The organism is Microbacterium sp. PAMC21962 (assembly GCF_019443465.1).
Classification (GTDB): Bacteria; Actinomycetota; Actinomycetes; order Actinomycetales; family Microbacteriaceae; genus Microbacterium; species Microbacterium hominis.
Genome location: NZ_CP080381.1, coordinates 3,101,707 through 3,120,779 on the forward strand (window position 1 = coordinate 3,101,707; position 19,073 = coordinate 3,120,779).

Annotated in this window: 15 protein-coding genes; 10 read left to right on the forward strand and 5 right to left on the reverse strand. The window is 72.9% G+C overall.

The features are described from left to right. Nucleotides 1-86 precede the first annotated feature (86 nt). A complete protein-coding gene (locus KY498_RS14595; RefSeq protein ID WP_223848729.1) occupies nucleotides 87-770 on the forward strand; it encodes a hypothetical protein in 684 nt (227 codons plus the stop codon). 33 nt (nucleotides 771-803) lie between these two features. Here KY498_RS14595 and KY498_RS14600 read toward each other — a convergent pair whose 3' ends face one another. The 3 genes from KY498_RS14600 to KY498_RS14610 form a co-directional block, all read right to left on the reverse strand. Continuing rightward, nucleotides 804-1,982 carry an AI-2E family transporter gene (locus KY498_RS14600; RefSeq protein ID WP_191009576.1) on the reverse strand — a complete coding sequence of 393 codons (1,179 nt, stop codon included), beginning with the start codon at nucleotides 1,980-1,982 and terminating at the stop codon, nucleotides 804-806. Between the two features lie 37 nt (nucleotides 1,983-2,019). Further along, nucleotides 2,020-3,339 (reverse strand): threonine/serine exporter ThrE family protein, encoded by a 1,320-nt coding sequence (locus KY498_RS14605; RefSeq protein WP_061781858.1) that lies wholly within the window; start codon nucleotides 3,337-3,339, stop codon nucleotides 2,020-2,022. A gap of 274 nt (nucleotides 3,340-3,613) precedes the next feature. Continuing rightward, a complete protein-coding gene (locus KY498_RS14610; protein ID WP_191009019.1) occupies nucleotides 3,614-4,660 on the reverse strand; it encodes an ATP-dependent DNA ligase in 1,047 nt (348 codons plus the stop codon). 114 nt (nucleotides 4,661-4,774) lie between these two features. Here KY498_RS14610 and KY498_RS14615 point away from each other — a divergent pair, with 114 nt between their 5' ends. Next, nucleotides 4,775-6,502: an acyl-CoA dehydrogenase gene (locus KY498_RS14615; protein WP_191009018.1), complete on the forward strand. Its 1,728-nt coding sequence runs from the start codon at nucleotides 4,775-4,777 to the stop codon at nucleotides 6,500-6,502. A gap of 456 nt (nucleotides 6,503-6,958) precedes the next feature. Here KY498_RS14615 and KY498_RS14620 read toward each other — a convergent pair whose 3' ends face one another. Further along, nucleotides 6,959-7,636, reverse strand: coding sequence for a TetR/AcrR family transcriptional regulator (locus tag KY498_RS14620; protein WP_061781856.1), 678 nt, complete (start codon nucleotides 7,634-7,636; stop codon nucleotides 6,959-6,961). 87 nt (nucleotides 7,637-7,723) lie between these two features. Here KY498_RS14620 and KY498_RS14625 point away from each other — a divergent pair, with 87 nt between their 5' ends. The 3 genes from KY498_RS14625 (at nucleotide 7,724) to sucD (ending at nucleotide 11,543) form a co-directional block, all read left to right on the forward strand. After that, on the forward strand, nucleotides 7,724-9,283 hold the full coding sequence (locus tag KY498_RS14625; RefSeq protein ID WP_191009575.1) for an FAD-dependent oxidoreductase: 1,560 nt from the start codon (nucleotides 7,724-7,726) through the stop codon (nucleotides 9,281-9,283). Between the two features lie 150 nt (nucleotides 9,284-9,433). Then, nucleotides 9,434-10,612 (forward strand): ADP-forming succinate--CoA ligase subunit beta, encoded by a 1,179-nt coding sequence (gene sucC / locus KY498_RS14630; protein ID WP_191009017.1) that lies wholly within the window; start codon nucleotides 9,434-9,436, stop codon nucleotides 10,610-10,612. A 28-nt stretch (nucleotides 10,613-10,640) separates the two neighbouring features. Then, nucleotides 10,641-11,543, forward strand: a complete 903-nt coding sequence (sucD, locus tag KY498_RS14635) for a succinate--CoA ligase subunit alpha (protein ID WP_060960724.1) — start codon at nucleotides 10,641-10,643, stop codon at nucleotides 11,541-11,543. 154 nt (nucleotides 11,544-11,697) lie between these two features. Here the strand turns inward: sucD and KY498_RS14640 are convergent, their stop codons facing one another. After that, on the reverse strand, nucleotides 11,698-13,152 hold the full coding sequence (locus KY498_RS14640) for an NCS2 family permease (protein WP_191009016.1): 1,455 nt from the start codon (nucleotides 13,150-13,152) through the stop codon (nucleotides 11,698-11,700). Between the two features lie 95 nt (nucleotides 13,153-13,247). Between KY498_RS14640 and KY498_RS14645 the strand changes: the two genes are divergently transcribed. The 5 genes from KY498_RS14645 to KY498_RS14665 all read left to right on the forward strand — a co-directional run bounded on the left by KY498_RS14645 (nucleotide 13,248) and on the right by KY498_RS14665 (nucleotide 19,001). After that, nucleotides 13,248-14,501 (forward strand): DUF6350 family protein, encoded by a 1,254-nt coding sequence (locus KY498_RS14645; RefSeq protein WP_101306807.1) that lies wholly within the window; start codon nucleotides 13,248-13,250, stop codon nucleotides 14,499-14,501. Between the two features lie 4 nt (nucleotides 14,502-14,505). Then, entirely contained in the window at nucleotides 14,506-15,099 is a 594-nt protein-coding gene (gene purN / locus KY498_RS14650; protein WP_061781853.1) for a phosphoribosylglycinamide formyltransferase, read from the forward strand. A 40-nt stretch (nucleotides 15,100-15,139) separates the two neighbouring features. Next, complete coding sequence (purH, locus tag KY498_RS14655) at nucleotides 15,140-16,750, forward strand: bifunctional phosphoribosylaminoimidazolecarboxamide formyltransferase/IMP cyclohydrolase (RefSeq protein WP_061781852.1); 1,611 nt, start codon at nucleotides 15,140-15,142, stop codon at nucleotides 16,748-16,750. A 100-nt stretch (nucleotides 16,751-16,850) separates the two neighbouring features. After that, nucleotides 16,851-18,254 carry an MFS transporter gene (locus tag KY498_RS14660; RefSeq protein WP_191009015.1) on the forward strand — a complete coding sequence of 468 codons (1,404 nt, stop codon included), beginning with the start codon at nucleotides 16,851-16,853 and terminating at the stop codon, nucleotides 18,252-18,254. Nucleotides 18,255-18,383: 129 nt separating this feature from the next. Continuing rightward, complete coding sequence (locus KY498_RS14665; protein ID WP_191009014.1) at nucleotides 18,384-19,001, forward strand: hypothetical protein; 618 nt, start codon at nucleotides 18,384-18,386, stop codon at nucleotides 18,999-19,001. The last annotated feature ends 72 nt before the right edge of the window (nucleotides 19,002-19,073 follow it).

The window sequence follows — 19,073 nt, forward strand, 5'->3', positions numbered from 1 at the left end:
AACGGAGGTTGACCCGTGTGACAACCTTGGACGAACGACGTGCCGCCGGTAGCGGTGCCCGCCGCGTCGGCGGCGATGCTGGAGGGGTGCGACCCGCTCGGCTCCGTCCCCTGCCCGCGCGTCCGCGCTCCGTGGCCGCGGGACTGGCGATCGTCGTGGTCGCGGCATCCCTCGTCGGATGCGCGGCGGACTGGAGCTCGCCGCATCCCTCTCCCACGCTCGTCGCCGCGGCGCAGCCCGGGTTCCTGCCCGCCACGCCGCTCGCGCCCGCCGCGACCATGACGCCGAGCCCGGGATCGTGGCTCGGCGCCCACCCGTCGCGGGGGTACCGCGTGGTGCTGCTGACGATGGGCGACGAGGCGGGCACCGCCACGATGGCCGAGGCCGTGCGCACCTGGGCGCGGGAGGTCGGGGCAGACCTTCGCGAGGTGCGGGCGGGAACCGATCCGATCCCCGCGATCTCCGAGGCGATCGGGATGCATCCCGATGTGATCATGTCGGCGGGCGACGCGCTGGTCGACCCGCTCGCGATCGTGACGGCCAGCCACCTCGATCAGCCGTTCCTCGTGCTCGGCGGCGAGCTGGCGGAGCCGACGGAGAACGTGCTCGCCGTGGACTGGGCGGGTGCGGGCTTCCGGGGAGAGGACCTCGGTCAGGCCGCGCATCACGACCCGGCCAGCTTCACACCCGAACGCTGCCGCGACGCGGTCGACGCGGGTGTCGCGGCGCTGCTGAGCGGCCAGAACGGCGTCGTCGTCTGGATCCCCTGAGCGCGGGACGGACCGGCGCGGGACGGACCGGCGTCAGCGCGCCGCTTCGGCGGCCCTCGCCTCTCCGCGGTGCGGACGCGCCCAGCGCGCGGGCGTGTGCGGCCCGTCCCACACCTGCACGATGCCCCACGCGACCGCGGTGAGCGGCACCGCGAGGACGGCGCCGACGATGCCGCCGAGCACGGTGCCGGCGGTCAACGCGACCAGGATCACGAACGCGTGCAGGTGCATCGACCGCCCCATCAGCACGGGTTGCAGCAGGTTGCCCTCCAGCTGGTTGACGAGGACGACCACGCCGACGACCAGGAGCGCGACGAGCCAGCCGTTCGCGACGAGCGCGACGAGGGCCGCCAGGATGCCCGCGAGCGTCGCTCCGACGATCGGGATGAACGCGAGCAGGAACACCAGCACGGCCAGCGGCAGCGCGAGCGGCACCTGGAGGATGAGCAGGCCGATGTGGATGCCGATGGCATCCACCGCCGCCACGGTCGCCGTGCCGCGCACGTACGAGCCGAGCACCGTGACCGTCTTGTCCCCGACGCGCAGCGCGCGCTCGTAGGACTCGCCGCGGAAGGGACGCAGCAGGAACGCCCACATCTGCGGGCCGTCCTTGAGGAAGAAGAACAGCATCACGACCATGAGCACGAGTCCCGTGATGAAGTTGGCGACCGCGCTGACGCCCGCCAGCGCCCCGCTGCCGAACTGCGCGCTCGTGACGAAATCGGTGAGCGTCGCGATCCATTCGTCGATCTGGGCGCGGTCGATCTGGAAGGGCAGCGTGTTCGCCCATGCCAAGAGGTCGGAGAACCCGCCCTGCGCCTGCGTGGCCAGCTCGTCCCACTGATCACGGACGGCCCAGACGATCAGCCAGCCGACGGCCGTCAGCACGACGACGATCGCGAGCAGCGTCAGCAGCGTCGCCACGACGGAAGGGACGCCGCGCCGGCGCAGCCAGCTCATGAGCGGGGCGAAGGCCGACGCGAGGATCAGGGCGATCACGAGGGGGATCGTCACGACCGTCAGCTGGCGGATGCCCCAGATCACCCCTGCGGCGAGGGTGACGACGACCAGGATCTGGGCGGCGCGGATCGCGAGCGCCCCGAACGCGTCGGCCCACAGGCTCCACGGCTTGCCGGCCGGGCGCACGGTCACCGCGTCGGCGCCGCGCTGGTCGATGCGGACGGTGCGGGAGGTGTCGCGGAACAGGCCCATGCCTCGACCGTAGACGACGGCGGGCGCGCGCACGACGTCACCGTGCCGGCAGCGACCACTCCCGTTCGGTCAGCACGCGGGCGACCGTGAGGCCGATGGCGAGCGCCACCACCACGAACACCGCGGTGGTCGCGTTCTGGATCGCCGCGACCGTGTCGCCGCCGATGACGCCCGCGATGGAGCGGTACGCGGCCGCGCCCGGCACCATGATCAGCACGGCCGGCACGGTGAGGGTCACCCGGGCGGCACGCAGGCGCTCGCCGAACAGATAGGCCCCCAGGCCCACCGCGAGGGCTGCGGCCGCCGCCGCGACGGCCGGGTTCACGTGCGCATCGACGAGCGCCAGCCGTCCGACGTTCGCGACGGCGCCGAGGCTGGCCGCGACCAATGCGATCGCCCACGGCGTCGAGAAGAGCAGCGCGAAGCCGAGGACGCCGACGAAGCCCGCCGCGAGGCGCACGAGCGAGAGGAGCGGCTCGGCGAACTCGGGAGTCGCCACCTGGGTCACCGTCGCATCGAACAGCGTCGCGACGCCCCACACCGCCGTTCCGGTGGCGAGGAGGATCAGTACGGCGTACGTGACGCGGGCGATGCCGGCGTTGAGGTCCAGGCGGGCAAGATCCAGGGCGCCGGTGACGAGCGGGAAGCCCGGCACGAGGTAGAGCACCGCGCTGGTCAGGGCCGCGTCGTGCTGACCGCCCGGCACGCCCGCGGCCACGAAGACCTGTGCGACGGCCAGGTACACGAGCAGGGCCGTCATCGCCGAGGCGAACACCAGCAGGAACTCATTGGTGCGCAGGCGGTGGATGAGCATGCGCACCCACTGACCGGCGGCGGCGGCGATGCCCACCGCGACGAACTCCTGCCAGCCGCCGTTGTTGAGCAGGGCGAACGCGGCGCAGGCGAACGCGGCCGCGAGCACGCGGGTGAGCTCCGCGTAGCGTCGCGGCATCCGTTCGATCCGGCGCAGCTCGTCCTGCAGACCGGACGGGGTGGTGCCGGGCGTCAGCCGCGCCGTCAGCTGCTTGAGGGCGGTCATGCGATCGGCGTCGACCGCGGGACGCGGCACCTCGGCGACCCGGGTGCGGAAGAGCTGGCCGCGGCCGGTGGTGAGCACGATGTCGGTCATGCCGACGCGGCAGTGCACGTCGTCGATCCCGAGCGCCGCCGCCGCGCGCACCATGCTGTCGCGCACGCGGGCCGACGATGCGCCCGCGCCCAGCATGAGGGTGCCCAGGCGCAGCACCGCGTCGGTGCGCGCGATGAACTGCACCGGTTCGAGCGCGAGTTCCTGCGTCGGGGTCGGCTCCGGCGCGGGCGCGGGCGCGTCCGGCTCGTCGGAAGGGGCGGGGACCATGGTTCGATCCTCGCATCGTCGCGGTGCCGCGGCGAGGGGGACGGGCCGGGAGAACGGGCCCCGATTTTCACGGTCGCCGGCGGATGAGCGCGGGCGCGAGCGCGCGTATCGTCGGCATCACGGAGGAGGGGAGAGCGTCCCTCACCAGCCGCACCATCGGATCGCATGTCCGGCCGCCGGGACCCGGCGCCGATGCGGGCGACGTGCGGAAGAGCCGGATCCGGCCCGTGCGGTGCTGCGCGGGCCGGATCCGAGCGCCGCCGTCCGCGCGTCCTCAGGCGAGGACGTCGGCGAGGTCGTACGCGCTCACCTGCTCCAGCTGCGCGAAGGTGCACGATCGCGGGTCGCGGTCGGGTCGCCACCGATCGAACTGCACCGTGTGCCGGAAGCGCGCCCCCTCCAGCTGGTCGTAGCGCACCTCGAGCACGCGTTCGGGGCGCAGCCGCACGAAGGAGGTGTCCTTCGCCGCCGAGAAGCGCGAGCGCTCGGTCTCTCCGGTCACCGCCGCGCCCTCGGCATCCGTGACGACGAGCGGCGCCAGCTCGTCGACGAGCTCGCGGCGCCGAGCGTCGCTGAACGCGGACGCGCCGCCCACGTTGCGCAGGGTGCCGGTCTCGTCGTACAGCCCCAGCAGCAGCGAGCCCACGCCCTCGCCGCTCTTGTGGATGCGGTAGCCCACGAGCACGACGTCGGCGGTGCGGGCGTGCTTGATCTTGAACATCGTCCGCTTGCCGGGTGCGTACGCACCGGCGAGCGGCTTGGCCACCACGCCGTCCAGGCCCGCACCCTCGAAGCGGGCGAGCCACTGCGTCGCGAGGTCGTGATCGGCCGTGGTCCGGGTGAGGTGCAGGGGCGCGGGAACGCCGGCCAGCAGGTGTTCCAGCTCCGCGCGACGCGTCGAGAACGGCTCGTCCCGCAGATCGCGGTCGCCGCGCGCGAGCAGGTCGAAGGCGATGAACATCGCGGGAGTCTCGGCGCCCAGCAGCGCGACGCGCGAGGCGGCCGGGTGGATGCGCTGCGACAGTGCGTCCCACGACAGGCGGCGCGACCCGTCGGAGGCGGTGAGGGCGACGACGATCTCGCCGTCGACCAGGCACGGCTCGGGAAGCAGTTCGGCGCAGGCGGCGACGAGCTCGGGGAAGTAGCGCGTGAGCGGCTTCGCGCCGCGCGAGCCGATCTCGACCTCGGTGCCGTCCCAGGAGATGAGGGCGCGGAAGCCGTCCCATTTCGGCTCGAACGCCAGGCCACCGGGCGTCTTGGTCGGGTCGGGGACGGCCGCGACGGCCTTCGCCAGCATCGGGGCGGGGATCTCGTAGGGCATGGTCCCCATCCTGTCCCTCGGCGGGCGCGGACGACAGAGGCCTCGCGATGACACTCAGTATCACCTAATATGGTTCGCAGTCTCACTGAGTATCGCCCGAACCGAGGAGCCCCCATGGCCGCCGACTACCAGGCCCCCACCGCCGACTACGCCTTCCTCTTCGGTGAGGCGTTCGGCGTCGACATCGTCGCGCGCGCCACCGGCGGGGAGCTGACCGCGGAGGACGGCGCCGACATCGTGGCGGGCGCCGGGGAGTTCGCGGCATCCGTGCTCGCCCCGCTGCAGACGGTCGGCGACCGCGAGGGCGCACGCCTCGTCGACGGCCAGGTCCGGCTGCCCGAGGGCTTCGCCCAGGCCTACGCCGCGTTCGTCGAGGCGGGATGGGTCAGCGCGGAGGCGCCGGCCTCGGCGGGGGGCGACGGGCTCCCGGGAGCGGTGCGCGCGGGCCTCGGCGAGATCTGGAACGCGTCGAACGCGGCCTTCGCGCTCTGCTGGCTGCTGACCGCGGGGCAGATCCACGCCCTGGATGCCGCGGCGTCCGACGAGCTGCGCGAGACGTACCTGACCAAGCTGGTGTCGGGGCAGTGGACCGGCACGATGAACCTCACCGAGCCGGCCGCCGGCACCGACCTGGGGGCGATCCGCACGACGGCGACCCCGCGCGGCGACGGCACGTATGCGATCCGCGGGCAGAAGATCTTCATCACGTGGGGCGACCACGACGTGGCCGAGAACATCGTGCACCTCGTGCTGGCGCGCACCCCCGGCGCTCCGGAGGGCGCGAAGGGACTGTCGCTGTTCGTCGCCCCCAAGTACCTCGTCGACGCCGACGGATCGCTCGGTGCCCGCAACGCCGTCACGACCGTCGCGGTCGAGCACAAGCTCGGCATCCACGGCAGCCCGACGTGCGTGCTCTCCTACGAGGACGCCACCGGCTACCTCGTCGGCGAGGTCGGCGGCGGGCTCGCGGGCATGTTCGTCATGATGAACTCCGCACGCATCGCCATGGGGTTCCAGGCGACGGGGATCGCGGACCGCGCCCTGCAGCAGGCGCGCGCATATGCCGCAGACCGCATACAGGGGCGCGTGCTGGGACGCGACGGGGTCGCGCCCATCGCCGAGCACCCCGACGTGCGGCGGCTGCTGCTGTCGATGCGCAGTCAGGTGTTTGCGATGCGCGCCCTCGGCGTGTACGTCGCCGACCTGTTCGACCGCGCCGAGCAGACCGAGGATGCCGACGTGCTCGCGATGGCCGAGTTCTTCGTGCCGATCCTGAAGGGCTGGTCGACCGAGGATGCCGTGGCCCTCACCAGCGACGCGATCCAGGTGCACGGCGGCATGGGCTTCATCGAGGAGACGGGCGTCGCGCAGCACTACCGCGATGCCCGGATCATGCCGATCTACGAGGGCACGACCGCGATCCAGTCGAACGACCTCATCGGCCGCAAGGTCATCCGCAACCAGGGCGCCACGGCGGCCGCGCTGTTCGCCGACATCGAGCGGACGGTCGACGCCCTGCGCGCCGCCGGCGGCGACGTCGCGGCGCGCACGGCCGACCGGCTCGAGCGGGCCGTGGATGCCGCCCGTCGCGCCACCGCGGCGATGGTCGCGTTCGGCTCCTCGCCGCGGGACGCCCACGCCGTCAGCGTGCCGTACCTCATGCTCCTCGGCGTGCTGGCCGGCGGGTGGATGCACGCGCTGGCCGTCGTGGCCGTCGCGGCGCACGAGGGGGCGGACGAGGCGGATGCCGCCCGACTGACGGCCGCCGACTTCTACGGCGCCCACCACCTGCCGCGCGTGCACGCGCTCGCCGAGACGGTCGCCTCCGGCGAGACCGCCTGACCCGCCGCCCGCCCGCCGTGCACCCGGCCGTTGAGCGAGCGCAGCGAGTCGAAACGCGCCGCGCGCGCCATCCCGCGCCGGCGTCCCGCGCCGCACCTGCAAGGCCTTCCGTGCGACACGCCGCTCGGGATGCCGCGATCACGGCGCGCCGCGCGCGAGCCCTTGCAGTTCGGGCGGGCCGCCGCGTGCACCCCCGGTCGTTGAGCGAGCGCAGCGAGTCGAAACGCGCCGCGCCCGCGCCATCCCGCGCCCGCACCACCACCCCGGGCATCCCGCGCCCCGTCATCCCGCGCCGCCAAAGCGCCCGCGCCGCAACTGCAAGGTCTGCCGTGCGACACGCCGCTCGGGAGGCCGCGATCACGGCGCGCCGCGCGCGAGCCCTTGCAGTTCGGGCAGGCGCGCGGGCAGGCAGTGCAGGCAGCGCGGGCAGGCAGCGCAGGCGGGCAGCGCGCGCGGTCAGAGCTCGTCGCGCAGACGCCGGACGACCTCGGCCATCGGCATCCGGCGGGGGAACGTCGCGACGACCACGTCGTCGCTCTGCGCCCGCTCGCCGTCGGGATGCACGCCGAAGCGGTGCATGAGCTCGTCGTAGGCGTCGGTGAGGACCGACTCGGGGATGTCTTCCGTGCCGCGCAGGAGCCGGCGCAGAACGTGGTTGTGGACCGCCGTGACGGCCGCCGAGAACGCGACCGCGTCGATCGGGTCGAGGCCGGGCAGGGCCGAGCGCAGGTAGTCGTCGAACAGTCGCTCGTACTGGAAGACGGTCACGATCTCCCGATCGCGCAGCGCCGGCACCTGGCGGACGACCGCGTAGCGGCGGCGCGCGAGCTCCGGCTCGGCCGCGAAGTGGCGGAACACCTCGACCGAGGCGGCGCACGCGGCGGCCCACGGGTTCGTGCCGGCGCCGTGCGTGCCGGTCGCGAGCGACGCGCGCAGGTGCGCGAGGAGGACGTCGTGGTCGCTGAAGACGACGTCGTCCTTGCCTCCGAACTGGCGGAAGAACGTCGAGCGGGAGACCCCCGCGGCCTGCGCGATCTGCTCCACCGACGTCGCCTCGAACCCCTGCGCGACGAAGAGGTCCAGCGCAGCGGCGACGACGGCGTTGCGAGCGGAGGTGGGACTTGCGTCGGTCATGCCCGTGAGCCTAACGCGCCCCCGCCGCTCGCACGTGCGCTGTCAAGCGGGTTGCCCGCGGGCGTCGCGGAGGATTGCGTGGGCACCATGGAATCGCTGTGGCGTCGTGACGCCGACCCCGTCCCCACGACCGCGGGTGCGCCCCGCGCCGCCGACGTCGTGATCGTCGGGGCGGGGCTGACCGGCCTCGTGACCGCCCTGCTGCTGCGCCGAGCCGGGCGCAGCGTGACGGTGGTGGATGCCGCCGGACCCGGCGCCCTGGCCAGCGGGGGCAACACCGGCAAGCTGTCGCTGCTGCAGGGGAGCGTGCTGTCCCGCCTGCGCGCCCATCATCCGGCCGGTCTGGCACGCGCGTACGTCGACGCGAACCGCGAGGGCGCCGCGTGGATCATCGCGTTCGCCGACGCCGAAGGCGTCCCGTACACGCGTCGCACGGCGTACTCCTACGCGCAGGGACGCGCCGGCGCGGCGATCGTCGCCGACGAGGCCGCCGCGGCCAGCGCCGCCGGCCTCGCCGTGCGGCGGGGGCGTCCGCCCGCGGGGGAGGCGGTGCCGTTTCCGCTGGTGGATGCCGTCGCTCTCGACGACCAGGTCGCGATCGATCCGTATGCGCTCGTGCGCGCGTTGACGGTGCGCCTGCTCGCGGAGGGCGGGGCGGTGCACGCCGGCATCCGCGCCACCGGGGTGCGTGTGTTCCCGCAGGTACGGGTGCTGACGGATGCCGGTGGCATCGCGGCCGGACACATCGTGCTGGCGACGGGCACGCCGATCGTCGACCGCGGCCTCACGTTCGCCAAGACCCGCGGGCTGCGCAGTTACGCCGTCGCCTTCGCGGTGCCCGGTGAGGTCCCCGACGGCCTGTACCTGTCGGTCGACGGGCCGACCCGCTCGCTCCGATCGGTGACCGCCTCCGACGGGCCCGCCGGTGCGCGGCTGGTGGTGGGCGGCGAGGGGCACCCGGTCGGGCGGGAGCCGTCGGAGAGTGCGGCCGTCGGCGAGCTGGTCTCGTGGACCCGCGCGCACTTCCCCGGCGCGGAGCCCGTCACGTGGTGGTCGGCCCAGGACTACGAGTCCCACAATCTGATCCCCTTCATCGGGCATCTGCCCCGCGGGGCCGGTCGCGTCTCGTTCGCGACCGGCTACGGCAAATGGGGGCTCGCGCTCGCGCCGGCCGCCGCGCTGCGGCTCGCCGCGGAGATCACGGACGTCCCGTGGCGGGAGCGCTCGCCCTGGATGCGCACCTTCGGCACGCGGCTGACGGTGCCCGCCGACCTCGCCCGCGGCGGACGGGAGAACGCCGAGGTCGCGCGACTCGCCGCATCCGGCTGGATCGACGCCGAACGACGCTCCGCGCCCGTGCCGCGCCCGCCCGAGGGCCAGGGCGTCGTCACCTCCCGCGGCGGCGTTCCCGTCGGTGTCTCAACGGTGAACGGCCGCACCCGCGCGGTGCGCGCGGTCTGTCCCCACCTCGGCGGCGTCCTGACGTGGAACGACGCGGACTGCACGTGGGACTGCCCGCTGCACGCCTCGCGCTTCACCCCTGACGGCACGCGGATCGAGGGGCCGGCCGTGACCGATCTGCCGACCGAACCGCGCCGGTCGCGACGCCGCGCCGACGGCGATCGCGGGCACCTGCGAGAGGAGTGAGGCGGGCTCCGCGCGGTCGGAGCTCTTCGGCGCGTCGACTAAGCTGGGGGATCGGTCGATCTCTCGATATCGAGATTGTTTCGGCACTTTTGTTCCGATACCGAGAACCCTTCGGCACGACACCCACTGACGCCCAGCGAAGGATTGCACGTGGATCTGTACGAGTACCAGGCACGAGACCTGTTCGAGAAGTACGAGGTGCCGGTGCTCCCCGGCATCATCGCCGACACTCCTGAGGAGGCGAAGGCGGCGGCCGAGAAGCTCGGCGGCGTCGTGGTCGTCAAGGCTCAGGTCAAGACCGGAGGCCGCGGCAAGGCCGGCGGCGTCAAGGTCGCGAAGACCCCCGACGACGCGTACGAAGCCGCCAAGGCCATCCTGGGCCTGGACATCAAGGGCCACGTCGTCAAGCGCGTGATGGTCGCCGCGGGCGCCCAGATCGAGAAGGAGTTCTACTTCTCGGTGCTGCTGGACCGCGCCAACCGCTCGTACCTGAGCCTGTGCTCGGTCGAGGGCGGTATGGAGATCGAGCAGCTCGCCGTCGAGAAGCCCGAGGCCCTCGCCAAGGTCGAGGTCGACCCGCTGACCGGCATCGACGCCGCGAAGGCGCTCGAGATCGCCAAGGCCGGCGGCTTCGACGACGAGCTGGCGCCGAAGGTCGCCGACGTCTTCGTCAAGCTCTACGACGTGTACACCGGTGAGGGTGCCACCCTCGTCGAGGTGAACCCCCTCATCCAGGATGCCGCGGGCAACATCATCGCCCTCGACGGCAAGGTGTCGCTCGACGACAACGCCACCGAGGTGCGCCACCCCGAGCACGAGGAGCTCGAGGACAAGGACGCGGCCGACCCGCTCGAGGCGAAGGCCAAGGCCTCCGGCCTCAACTACGTCAAGCTCGACGGCCAGGTCGGCATCATCGGCAACGGCGCGGGCCTGGTCATGTCGACCCTCGACGTCGTCGCCTACGCCGGCGAGAACCACGGCGGCGTGAAGCCCGCCAACTTCCTCGACATCGGCGGCGGCGCCTCGGCGACCGTCATGGCCGCGGGCCTGGACGTCATCCTCGGCGACCCGCAGGTGAAGTCGGTGTTCGTCAACGTCTTCGGCGGCATCACCTCGTGCGTGGCCGTGGCGGAGGGCATCGTCAAGGCGCTCGAGATCCTCGGCGACGCGGCCACCAAGCCGCTGGTCGTGCGCCTCGACGGCAACCAGGTCGAGGAGGGCCGCGCCATCCTCGCCGCCGCGAACAACCCGCTCGTGACCCTCGCCGCGGGCATGGATGAGGGCGCCGACAAGGCCGCCGAGCTGGCCAACGTCACCGCCACCGCCTGAGCGCCGACGAGAACAGGACTGCAGAGAAATGTCTATCTACCTCAACAAGGACTCCAAGGTCATCGTCCAGGGCATCACCGGCGGTGAGGGCACCAAGCACACCGCGCTGATGCTGAAGGCGGGCACCAACGTCGTCGGCGGTGTCAACGCGCGCAAGGCCGGCACGACCGTCTCGCACGTCGACAAGGACGGCAACACCGTCGAGCTGCCCGTCTTCGCGTCGGTCGCCGAGGCCATCGCCGCCACCGGCGCCGACGTGTCGATTGCGTTCGTGCCGCCGGCGTTCACGAAGGACGCGATGGTCGAGGCCATCGACACCGAGATCCCGCTCCTCGTCGTCATCACCGAGGGCGTGCCCGTCGGCGACACCGCCGAGGCGTGGGCGTACGCCAAGAGCAAGGGCAACAAGACCCGCATCATCGGTCCGAACTGCCCCGGCATCATCACGCCCGGCGAGGCGCTCGTGGGGATCACGCCGGCGAACATCACGGGCAAGGGCCCCATCGGCCTCGTGTCGAAGTCGGGCACCCTGACCTACCAGATGATGTTCGAGCTGCGCGACCTGGGCTTCTCCACGGCCATCGGCATCGGCGGCGACCCCATCATCGGCACGACGCACATCGACGCGCTCGCCGCGTTCGAGGCCGACCCCGAGACCAAGGCGATCGTCATGATCGGCGAGATCGGCGGCGACGCCGAGGAGCGCGCGGCCGAGTTCATCAAGGCGAACGTCACCAAGCCGGTCGTCGGCTACGTCGCGGGCTTCACGGCTCCCGAGGGCAAGACGATGGGCCACGCCGGCGCGATCGTCTCCGGCTCGGCGGGCACCGCGCAGGCCAAGAAGGAGGCCCTCGAGGCCGCCGGCGTCAAGGTCGGCAAGACGCCGTCCGAGACCGCCGCCCTCATGCGGGAGATCATCGAGACGCTCTGACGCCTCGCGTAGGACAAGGGGGTGGATGCCGCAGCATCCACCCCCTTCCCCTTCTCCATCCCCGCGAGCCGCTATCCCGCGTGCGACCCGCCACGCGGCGGCCCGCCCGCGCGATAGCGGCTCGCCCGGGGCGTAGCGGCTCGCGAGGGAGGGGTCAGGTCAGGAGGAGCTCGATGGGGCCGCGGGCGAAGTAGATCAGGAAGCCGGCGGCGACCACCCACAGCAGGGGGCTGATCTGCCGCGCCTTGCCGGAGAGCGAACGCACGACCACCCAGCTGATGAAGCCCGCGCCGATGCCGTTGGCGATCGAGTACGTCATCGGCATGACCGACACCGTCAGGAACACCGGCAGCAGCACGCTGAAGTCGCTGAGGTCGATGTGCTTGACCTGCGCCATCATCATCGCGCCGACGATCACGAGGGCCGCGGCGGCGACCTCGGTCGGCACGATCGAGGTGAGGGGCGTGAAGAACATCGCCAGCAGGAACACGAGTCCGGTGACGACGTTGGCGAGGCCCGTGCGGGCGCCCTCGCCGATGCCGGACCCCGACTCGATGAACACCGTGGCCGACGATGAGGAGGTCGCGCCTCCCACGACGGCGCCGACGCCTTCGACCACGAGCGCGGACTTGATGCGGGGGAAGTCGCCCTTCTCGTCGGCGAGCCCGGCCTCTTTGGCGAGTCCGGTCATCGTGCCCATCGCGTCGAAGAAGTTCGAGAACACCAGCGTGAACACGAGCATGACGAGGGCCACGAAGCCGACCTTGCCGACGTCGAATCCGAAGTCGACCGCACCCAGGAGGCTCAGATCGGGAACGCTCACCGGCGAGCCGGTCAGCGCCGGGATCGTCAGGCCCCAGCCCCCGGGGTGATCCGTCGCCGAGCCGAGGTGCCAGATCGCCTCGATGATCACCGAGACGACCGTCCCGCCCACGAGGCCGATCAGCATCCCGCCCTTGACCTTGCGGGCCACCAGCACGCCGGTGGCCAGCAGCGTCAGCACGAACATCAGCGTCGGCACCGACGCGACCGAGCCGCCGATGCCGAGCCCGACGGGCGGGGAGTTCGAGCCCGTCGCCGTGACGAAGCCCGAGTTTACGAACCCGATGAACGCGATGAACAGGCCGATCGCGACCGTGATCGCGAGCTTCAGCTGCACCGGGACGGCGTCGAAGATGAGCTTTCGCAGCCCCGTCGCCGCCAGCAGCACGATGATGACGCCGTTGATCATCACGAGGGCCATCGCCTCGGGCCACGTCACCTCGTGGATGACGCTGAAGGCGAGGAACGCGTTGATGCCGAGCCCGGCCGCGAACGCGAACGGCAGCCGGGTGATGAGGCCGAAGAGGATCGTCATGACGCCGGCGGTCAGCGCCGTGGCGGCCCCCACGGCGGAGAACGCGAGCTCGTTGCCGGCGATGTCGGCCTTGCCCGACAGGATGATCGGATTCAGGATGACGATGTAGGCCATCGTCACGAAGGTGACCAGTCCGCCGCGGATCTCACCGCCGATCGTGGAGCCTCGTCGGGTGATCTCGAAGAAGCGGTCGAGTGCGCCGGTGGGCTCGGCGGGGGTGGGGCGGGCGGCGGACGAGGGTGTAGCGGGCATGGATCCTCCATCCAGAACCGTAGTGGATGCCGCCGTCCCGGCATCCCGCGCGTCCACCCGACGCACATGGTCGGGGTGGGTAGGGTCGAACGCGCATGAACCGCCTGCTCGTCCTCCTCCTCTCCGCCGTCGATGCCCTCATCGCGGCGGCCGTCGGCGTCGCCGTCGTCTTGGCACCCCTCACCGTCTTCTGGGTCGTGGGGCTCGGCGGGACGGCGGACTGGGGCGCGCTGTGGCCCGCGGCCGTGCGCATCTGGCAGCTGGGCCACTTCGTTCCGCTGCACGTCGTGCTGGGAGACGAGTACCTCGTCGCGGCCGGCATCCCCGCCCAGGCGGCGACCTTCGTCGTCTCCCTCGCCCCGCTCGCGCTCGCGACCTTCACCGCCGTGTTCGCGGCGCGCTCGGGCATCCGGGCGGCGCGCTCCGGGTCGTGGCCCGTCGGCGTCGCCGCGGGATCGGGGGTCACCCTGCTGCTGGCGGCCGCGCTGTGGGCGACCTCGCGCACCCCGGTCGCGGCGGTCTACGGCTGGCAGGCGCTCCTGCTGCCGACGCTGGTCTTCGCCGTCCCCGCACTGCTCGGCGCCCTCGTCGAGGCGTGGCGCGGCGGCGACGACGGACTCGTGGATGCCGTGCGGGACCGGATCGACGGCGCCGACCCGCGCCGGGGGCATCCGTGGGTCGCCGCCGTCGCGGCATCCGCCCGCGGCACCGGCATCGCGGTGACGGGACTCGTCGCCGTCGGCGCGCTGCTGGTCGCCGTCGCGGCGATCGCGCGCGGCGGTCAGGTCGTCTCGCTGTTCGAGGCGGCACACGTCGACGCGGTCGGCGGCGGCGTGCTCGCCCTGGGGCAGCTGGCCTATCTGCCCACGCTGATCGTCTGGGGCGCCGCGTTCGCGGCCGGTCCGGGCTTCGCCGTCGGTGCGGGCACCGCGGTCTCGCCGGCCGGCACGACACTGGGCGTGGTGCCCGGCCTGCCCGTGCTGGGTCTGGTCCCGGAGGGCTCGACGCCGTGGCTGTTCGCCCTCGTGCTCCTCGTCGTCGGCATCGGGTTCGTGGCCGGCGCGGCGGCGCGGGCGCGCCTCGCCGCCGACGGGGTCGCCGCCTCCGGCTCCGACTCCGCACCGGTGCGGCTGGCGGTGCTGGTCGCCGTGGTCGTCCTCGCCGCGGCCGCCGCGGCCCTGCTCGCGGCCTGCGCCTCGGGGGCGATCGGCCCCGGACGCCTCGACGAGGTCGGTCCCGCGGCCGGCCCGTTCGCGTTCACGGTGGGCGTCGAGGTCGCGGTCGGCGCCGCCATCGCGCTGTTCTCGCCGGCCCGCTCCCGAGAGGCCGCCGTCGCGCCGGTAGACTGACCGGGTGCTGACGGTCGCCGTTCTCATCTCGGGCACCGGCTCCAATCTCCGGGCCCTCCTCGAGGCCGCCGCCGACCCCGATTTCCCCGCGCGCGTCGTCGTCGTCGGGGCGGACCGCCAGGCCGACGGCTTCGCCCACGCGGAGGCTTTCGGCATCCCCACCTTCCTCGTGCCCTTCCGCGAGTTCGAGACCCGCGAGCACTGGGGGGAGGAGCTCGACCGTCAGCTCCGCGTCTGGAACCCCGACCTCGTGGTGCTCAGCGGACTGATGCGGCTGCTTCCGGCCGCCGTCGTCGACGCGTGGTCGCCGCGGCTCATCAACACGCATCCCGCCTTCCTGCCGGAGTTCCCGGGGGCACACGGCGTGCGCGACGCGCTCGCGGCCGGCGTCGCGCAGACCGGCGCCAGCGTCATCGTCGTCGACAACGGCGTGGACACGGGCCCGATCCTCGCGCAGGAGCGCGTCGCCGTCCTGCCCGACGACACCGAGCACACGCTCCACGAGCGCATCAAGCCGGTCGAGCGGCGGCTGCTCATCGATGTCGTCCGCGCCATCGCCCGCGGGGAGCTCGAGCTCTCCGCGGTCCCCTCGTCCTGACAGATCCGAACCCGATCCACACCGAACACTGGAGCCCTGCATGGCCGGTCCTGCCGTCGATCCCGCCCTCTACCGATCCCGTGACCTCGTCCCCGTGCGGCGCGCGCTCATCTCCGTGAGCGACAAGACCGGTCTGCTGCCGCTGGCCCAGGCGCTGGATGCCGCCGGCGTCGAGATCGTGTCGACCGGCGGATCGGCCGCGCTGCTGCGCGACGCCGGCATCGCGGTCAAGGACGTGGCGGAGGTCACCGGGTTCCCGGAGTCGCTCGGCGGCCGCGTGAAGACGCTCCACCCGAGCGTGCACGCGGGGCTGCTGGCCGACCTCCGCCTCGAAGACCACGAGGAGCAGCTGGGAGCCCTCGGCATCCTGCCCTTCGAGCTCGTCGTCGTGAACCTCTACCCGTTCGTGGAGACGGTCGCCTCGGGCGCCGTCGGCGACGCCGTCGTCGAGCAGATCGACATCGGCGGCCCGGCGATGGTGCGCGCCTCTGCCAAGAACTACGCCAACGTCGCGATCGCCGTCTCGCCCGAGTCGTATCCTGCGATCGTCGAGGCGCTGGATGCCGGCGGCACCTCGCTCGCGCAGCGGCGGGAGCTCGCCGCGCGCGCGTTCGCCCACACGGCGGCCTACGACCGGGCGGTGGCGACGTGGTTCGCCGAGGAGACCCTCGAGGCCGAGGGCGAGCTGCCGCAGCACCTGACCATCAAGGCCGAGCGCCTGGCGACCCTGCGCTACGGGGAGAACTCGCACCAGCGCGCCGCGATCTACACGCGTGCCGGTGCCCACGGCATCGCGCAGGCGGAGCAGCTGCAGGGCAAGGAGATGTCGTACAACAACTACGTCGACGCCGATGCGGCGCTGCGTGCCGCGTTCGACATGGTCAAGCCCGCCGTCGCGATCATCAAGCACGCCAACCCGTGCGGCATCGCGGTGGCGGCGCCCAACGCGCTGGATCCCATCGCGTCGGCGCACCTGCGCGCCCACGAGTGCGACCCGGTCTCGGCGTTCGGCGGCGTGATCGCGGCCAACCGCACGGTCACGCTGAAGATGGCGGAGAACCTGCGCGACATCTTCACCGAGGTGATCGTCGCCCCCGACTTCGAGCCCGAGGCGCTGGAGGTCTTCAAGCTCAAGAAGAACCTGCGCGTGCTGCGCCTGCCGGCCGACTGGCGCCAGGAGCCCATGGACGTCCGGCTGCTGTCGGGCGGACTGCTGCTGCAGGACGCGGACCGCTTCCCGGACGACATCGAGTCGGTCGCGAAGAACTGGGAGCTCGTCTCCGGTGAGCGTCCCGACAGCCCCGAGGAGATGGAGAACCTCATCTTCGCGTGGAAGGCCTGCCGCGCCGTGAAGTCGAACGCCATCGTGCTGGCCCAGGGCCTCGCGACGGTCGGCATCGGCATGGGCCAGGTCAACCGGGTCGACTCGTGCCGCCTGGCCGTCGAGCGCGCCGGCGACCGCGCGGCCGGCTCGGTCGCCGCATCCGACGCGTTCTTCCCGTTCGCCGACGGTCCGCAGGTGCTCATCGACGCCGGCATCCGCACCATCGTGCAGCCGGGCGGCTCGGTGCGCGACCAGGAAGTGGTCGACGCGGCTCGGGCGGCCGGGGTGACGATGTTCTTCACGGGGGAGCGCCACTTCTTCCACTGAGCGGCGCCGCCTCCGTCTGCCGGCACCGCCTGCCGACGCGGCTCCGAATCGATCGGATCCGTTCTCGCGATTCGCGCCGCGTCCGGCCACCATGGGTGTCATGGAAGACGTCGGGGCGCACGTCCGCGAGGGGCGGAGCCCGTCCGCGCGCGAAGCGCGGCGCGTGCTCGCGACCGTCTGCGGAGCGCTCGCGCTCATCTCGATCGACGTCACCGTGCTGCACGTCGCCGCCCCGACCATCGCTCGCGAGCTGCACGCGGACGACGCGGAGCTGCTGTGGATCATCGATGCCTTCCCGTTCGTGATCGCACCGCTGCTGCTGTCGGCCGGCGTGCTCAGCGATCGGTACGGGCGTCGGCTGTTCCTGATGGCCGGGATGAGCGTGTTCATCCTCGGCTCCGCTCTCGGAGCTTTCGCGTGGACGCCCGCCGCGCTCATCGCGGCGCGCGTGGTCATGGCCGTCGGCGCCGCCGCGGTGCTTCCGCCCACGATGTCGCTGCTGCGCGTCGCCTATCCGGATCGGGAGCGGCGGGTGCGTGCCGTGGCGATCTGGTCGATGTCCTCCGCCGCCGCCGCCGCGGCGGGGCCCGTCGTCGGCGGGTTCATCGTCGAGCACAGCTGGTGGGGTGGGGTGTTCCTCATCAACGTGCCGCTCGGCGGCCTCGTCGTCGTCGCGGCCGCCGTCTGGGTGACGGAGTCGCGGTCCGACCGCCCGGGCAGCGCCGACCTGGGCAGCCAGGGCCTCGCGATCGCCGCGGTGCTGACGGCGGCCGTCGCCGCGAACAGCCTGGCCGAGCACCACGTCGAGGTCTTCATCGGCGGGATGCTGGTCGCGGTCGCGTCGGGGTGGACCTTCGTCGCCCGACAGCGACGGCTCCGACGCCGCGGCGAGCAGCCCATGCTCGACGTCGCGCTGTTTCGCAACACGGCTTTCTCCGCGGGCCTCGCCGCCATCGCCGTGGCGATGTTCGCCCTCGTCGGGCTGGAGCTGCAGTTCGCCCGCTACCTGCAGCTCGAACGCGGGCTCACTCCGTTGCACGCCGCCGTCGCCCTCGTGCCGCTGGCGCTGGCGACCATCGTCGGCGCGTTCCTCTCGCCGCGGGTCCTCCGGCGATGGGGACATCGCACGGCCCTCACCGCCACCTTCGTCCTCGCCGGCGGGGCGTTGGCAGCGCTGGCGCTCTGGGGCGAACCCCTCGACCTCGCCGTGTTCGCGGTGTCGACGGCGCTGGCCGGGCTCAGCATCGAGATCTCCGCCGTCGCCGCCAACGACCTCATCATCTCCTCCGCCGGCGTGCACGAGGTCGGTGGAGCCGCCGCACTGGAGGAGATCTCGTACGATCTCGGCGGCGGGTTCGGAACCGCCCTTCTCGGCGCCGTCGCCCTGACCGGTGCCAGCGCATCCGACGGCTTCCACACCGCCGTGATGACCTCCGCCGTGCTCCTGATCGGCGCCGGCATCGGCGCGGCCGGGGTGCTGCGTCGCCCGCGCACGACCCCGTGAGCCCGCGCGGGGTGACGGGGGCGGCACGCGCCGGGCGCGTCGGACTCGTCCGGTGGGAGGATGGAGGCCCGCGGCGCGGCGGGTTCGCGTCGTGCACGCGTGTGCGGGCGGGCGAGGAAGGGCGGGGCGATGATCATCGACAGACCGACGGGCAGCTTCGACGGCGCCGACGACGCCAGCGAGCTGGCCTCCTTGACCGCGACGTGGGGTGACCTCTGGGCAGACGCCGAGCCCGCCGGGGATGCGCTCCGACGCGCGTATCCCGATCGCTGGCTTCGGTTCCACACCCTGCCGGACGGCGCGCGGCCGGCGGCCGACGAGGACGATCGCGCGGAAGTGCGTCGTCGGCAGCAGGAGGTGCTCTCGTACCTCCTGCGCGGGGAGCCCTCCGCCGGTCTGGTCGCGATCGCCGAGGACTGGGGCGCGCCCGACGGGGCGGCCGGGTGGAGCGCGGCGGCACTGCCGGCGCGACGGGCCTGGCGGCGGGGGCTGCCCCCCGATCCCACGACGGGCGACACGGTCGGGTACTTCTGGGCAGACACCGCTGTGCGCCGTGACCGCGCGGACCTGCTGCTCGAGCTCGCGGCGACGGGCGACGCCCATGTCGTGATCGCGATGCCGCACCTCGCGTGGCTGCTCGCGCCGTACGACGGCGGGATCGATGTGTTCCTGATCGACCCGCAGCGGCGGGAGTCGCTTCGGGCGTACGGTGCCCGGTGGCTCTCGCCCCGACCGGACGGCTTGTGACGCCGCGGTCTCGCCGGTGGCCGGCGCCGTCGCGGCGGCGCCGCGGCCGGCCGCTAGAGTGAGGGAACTTGG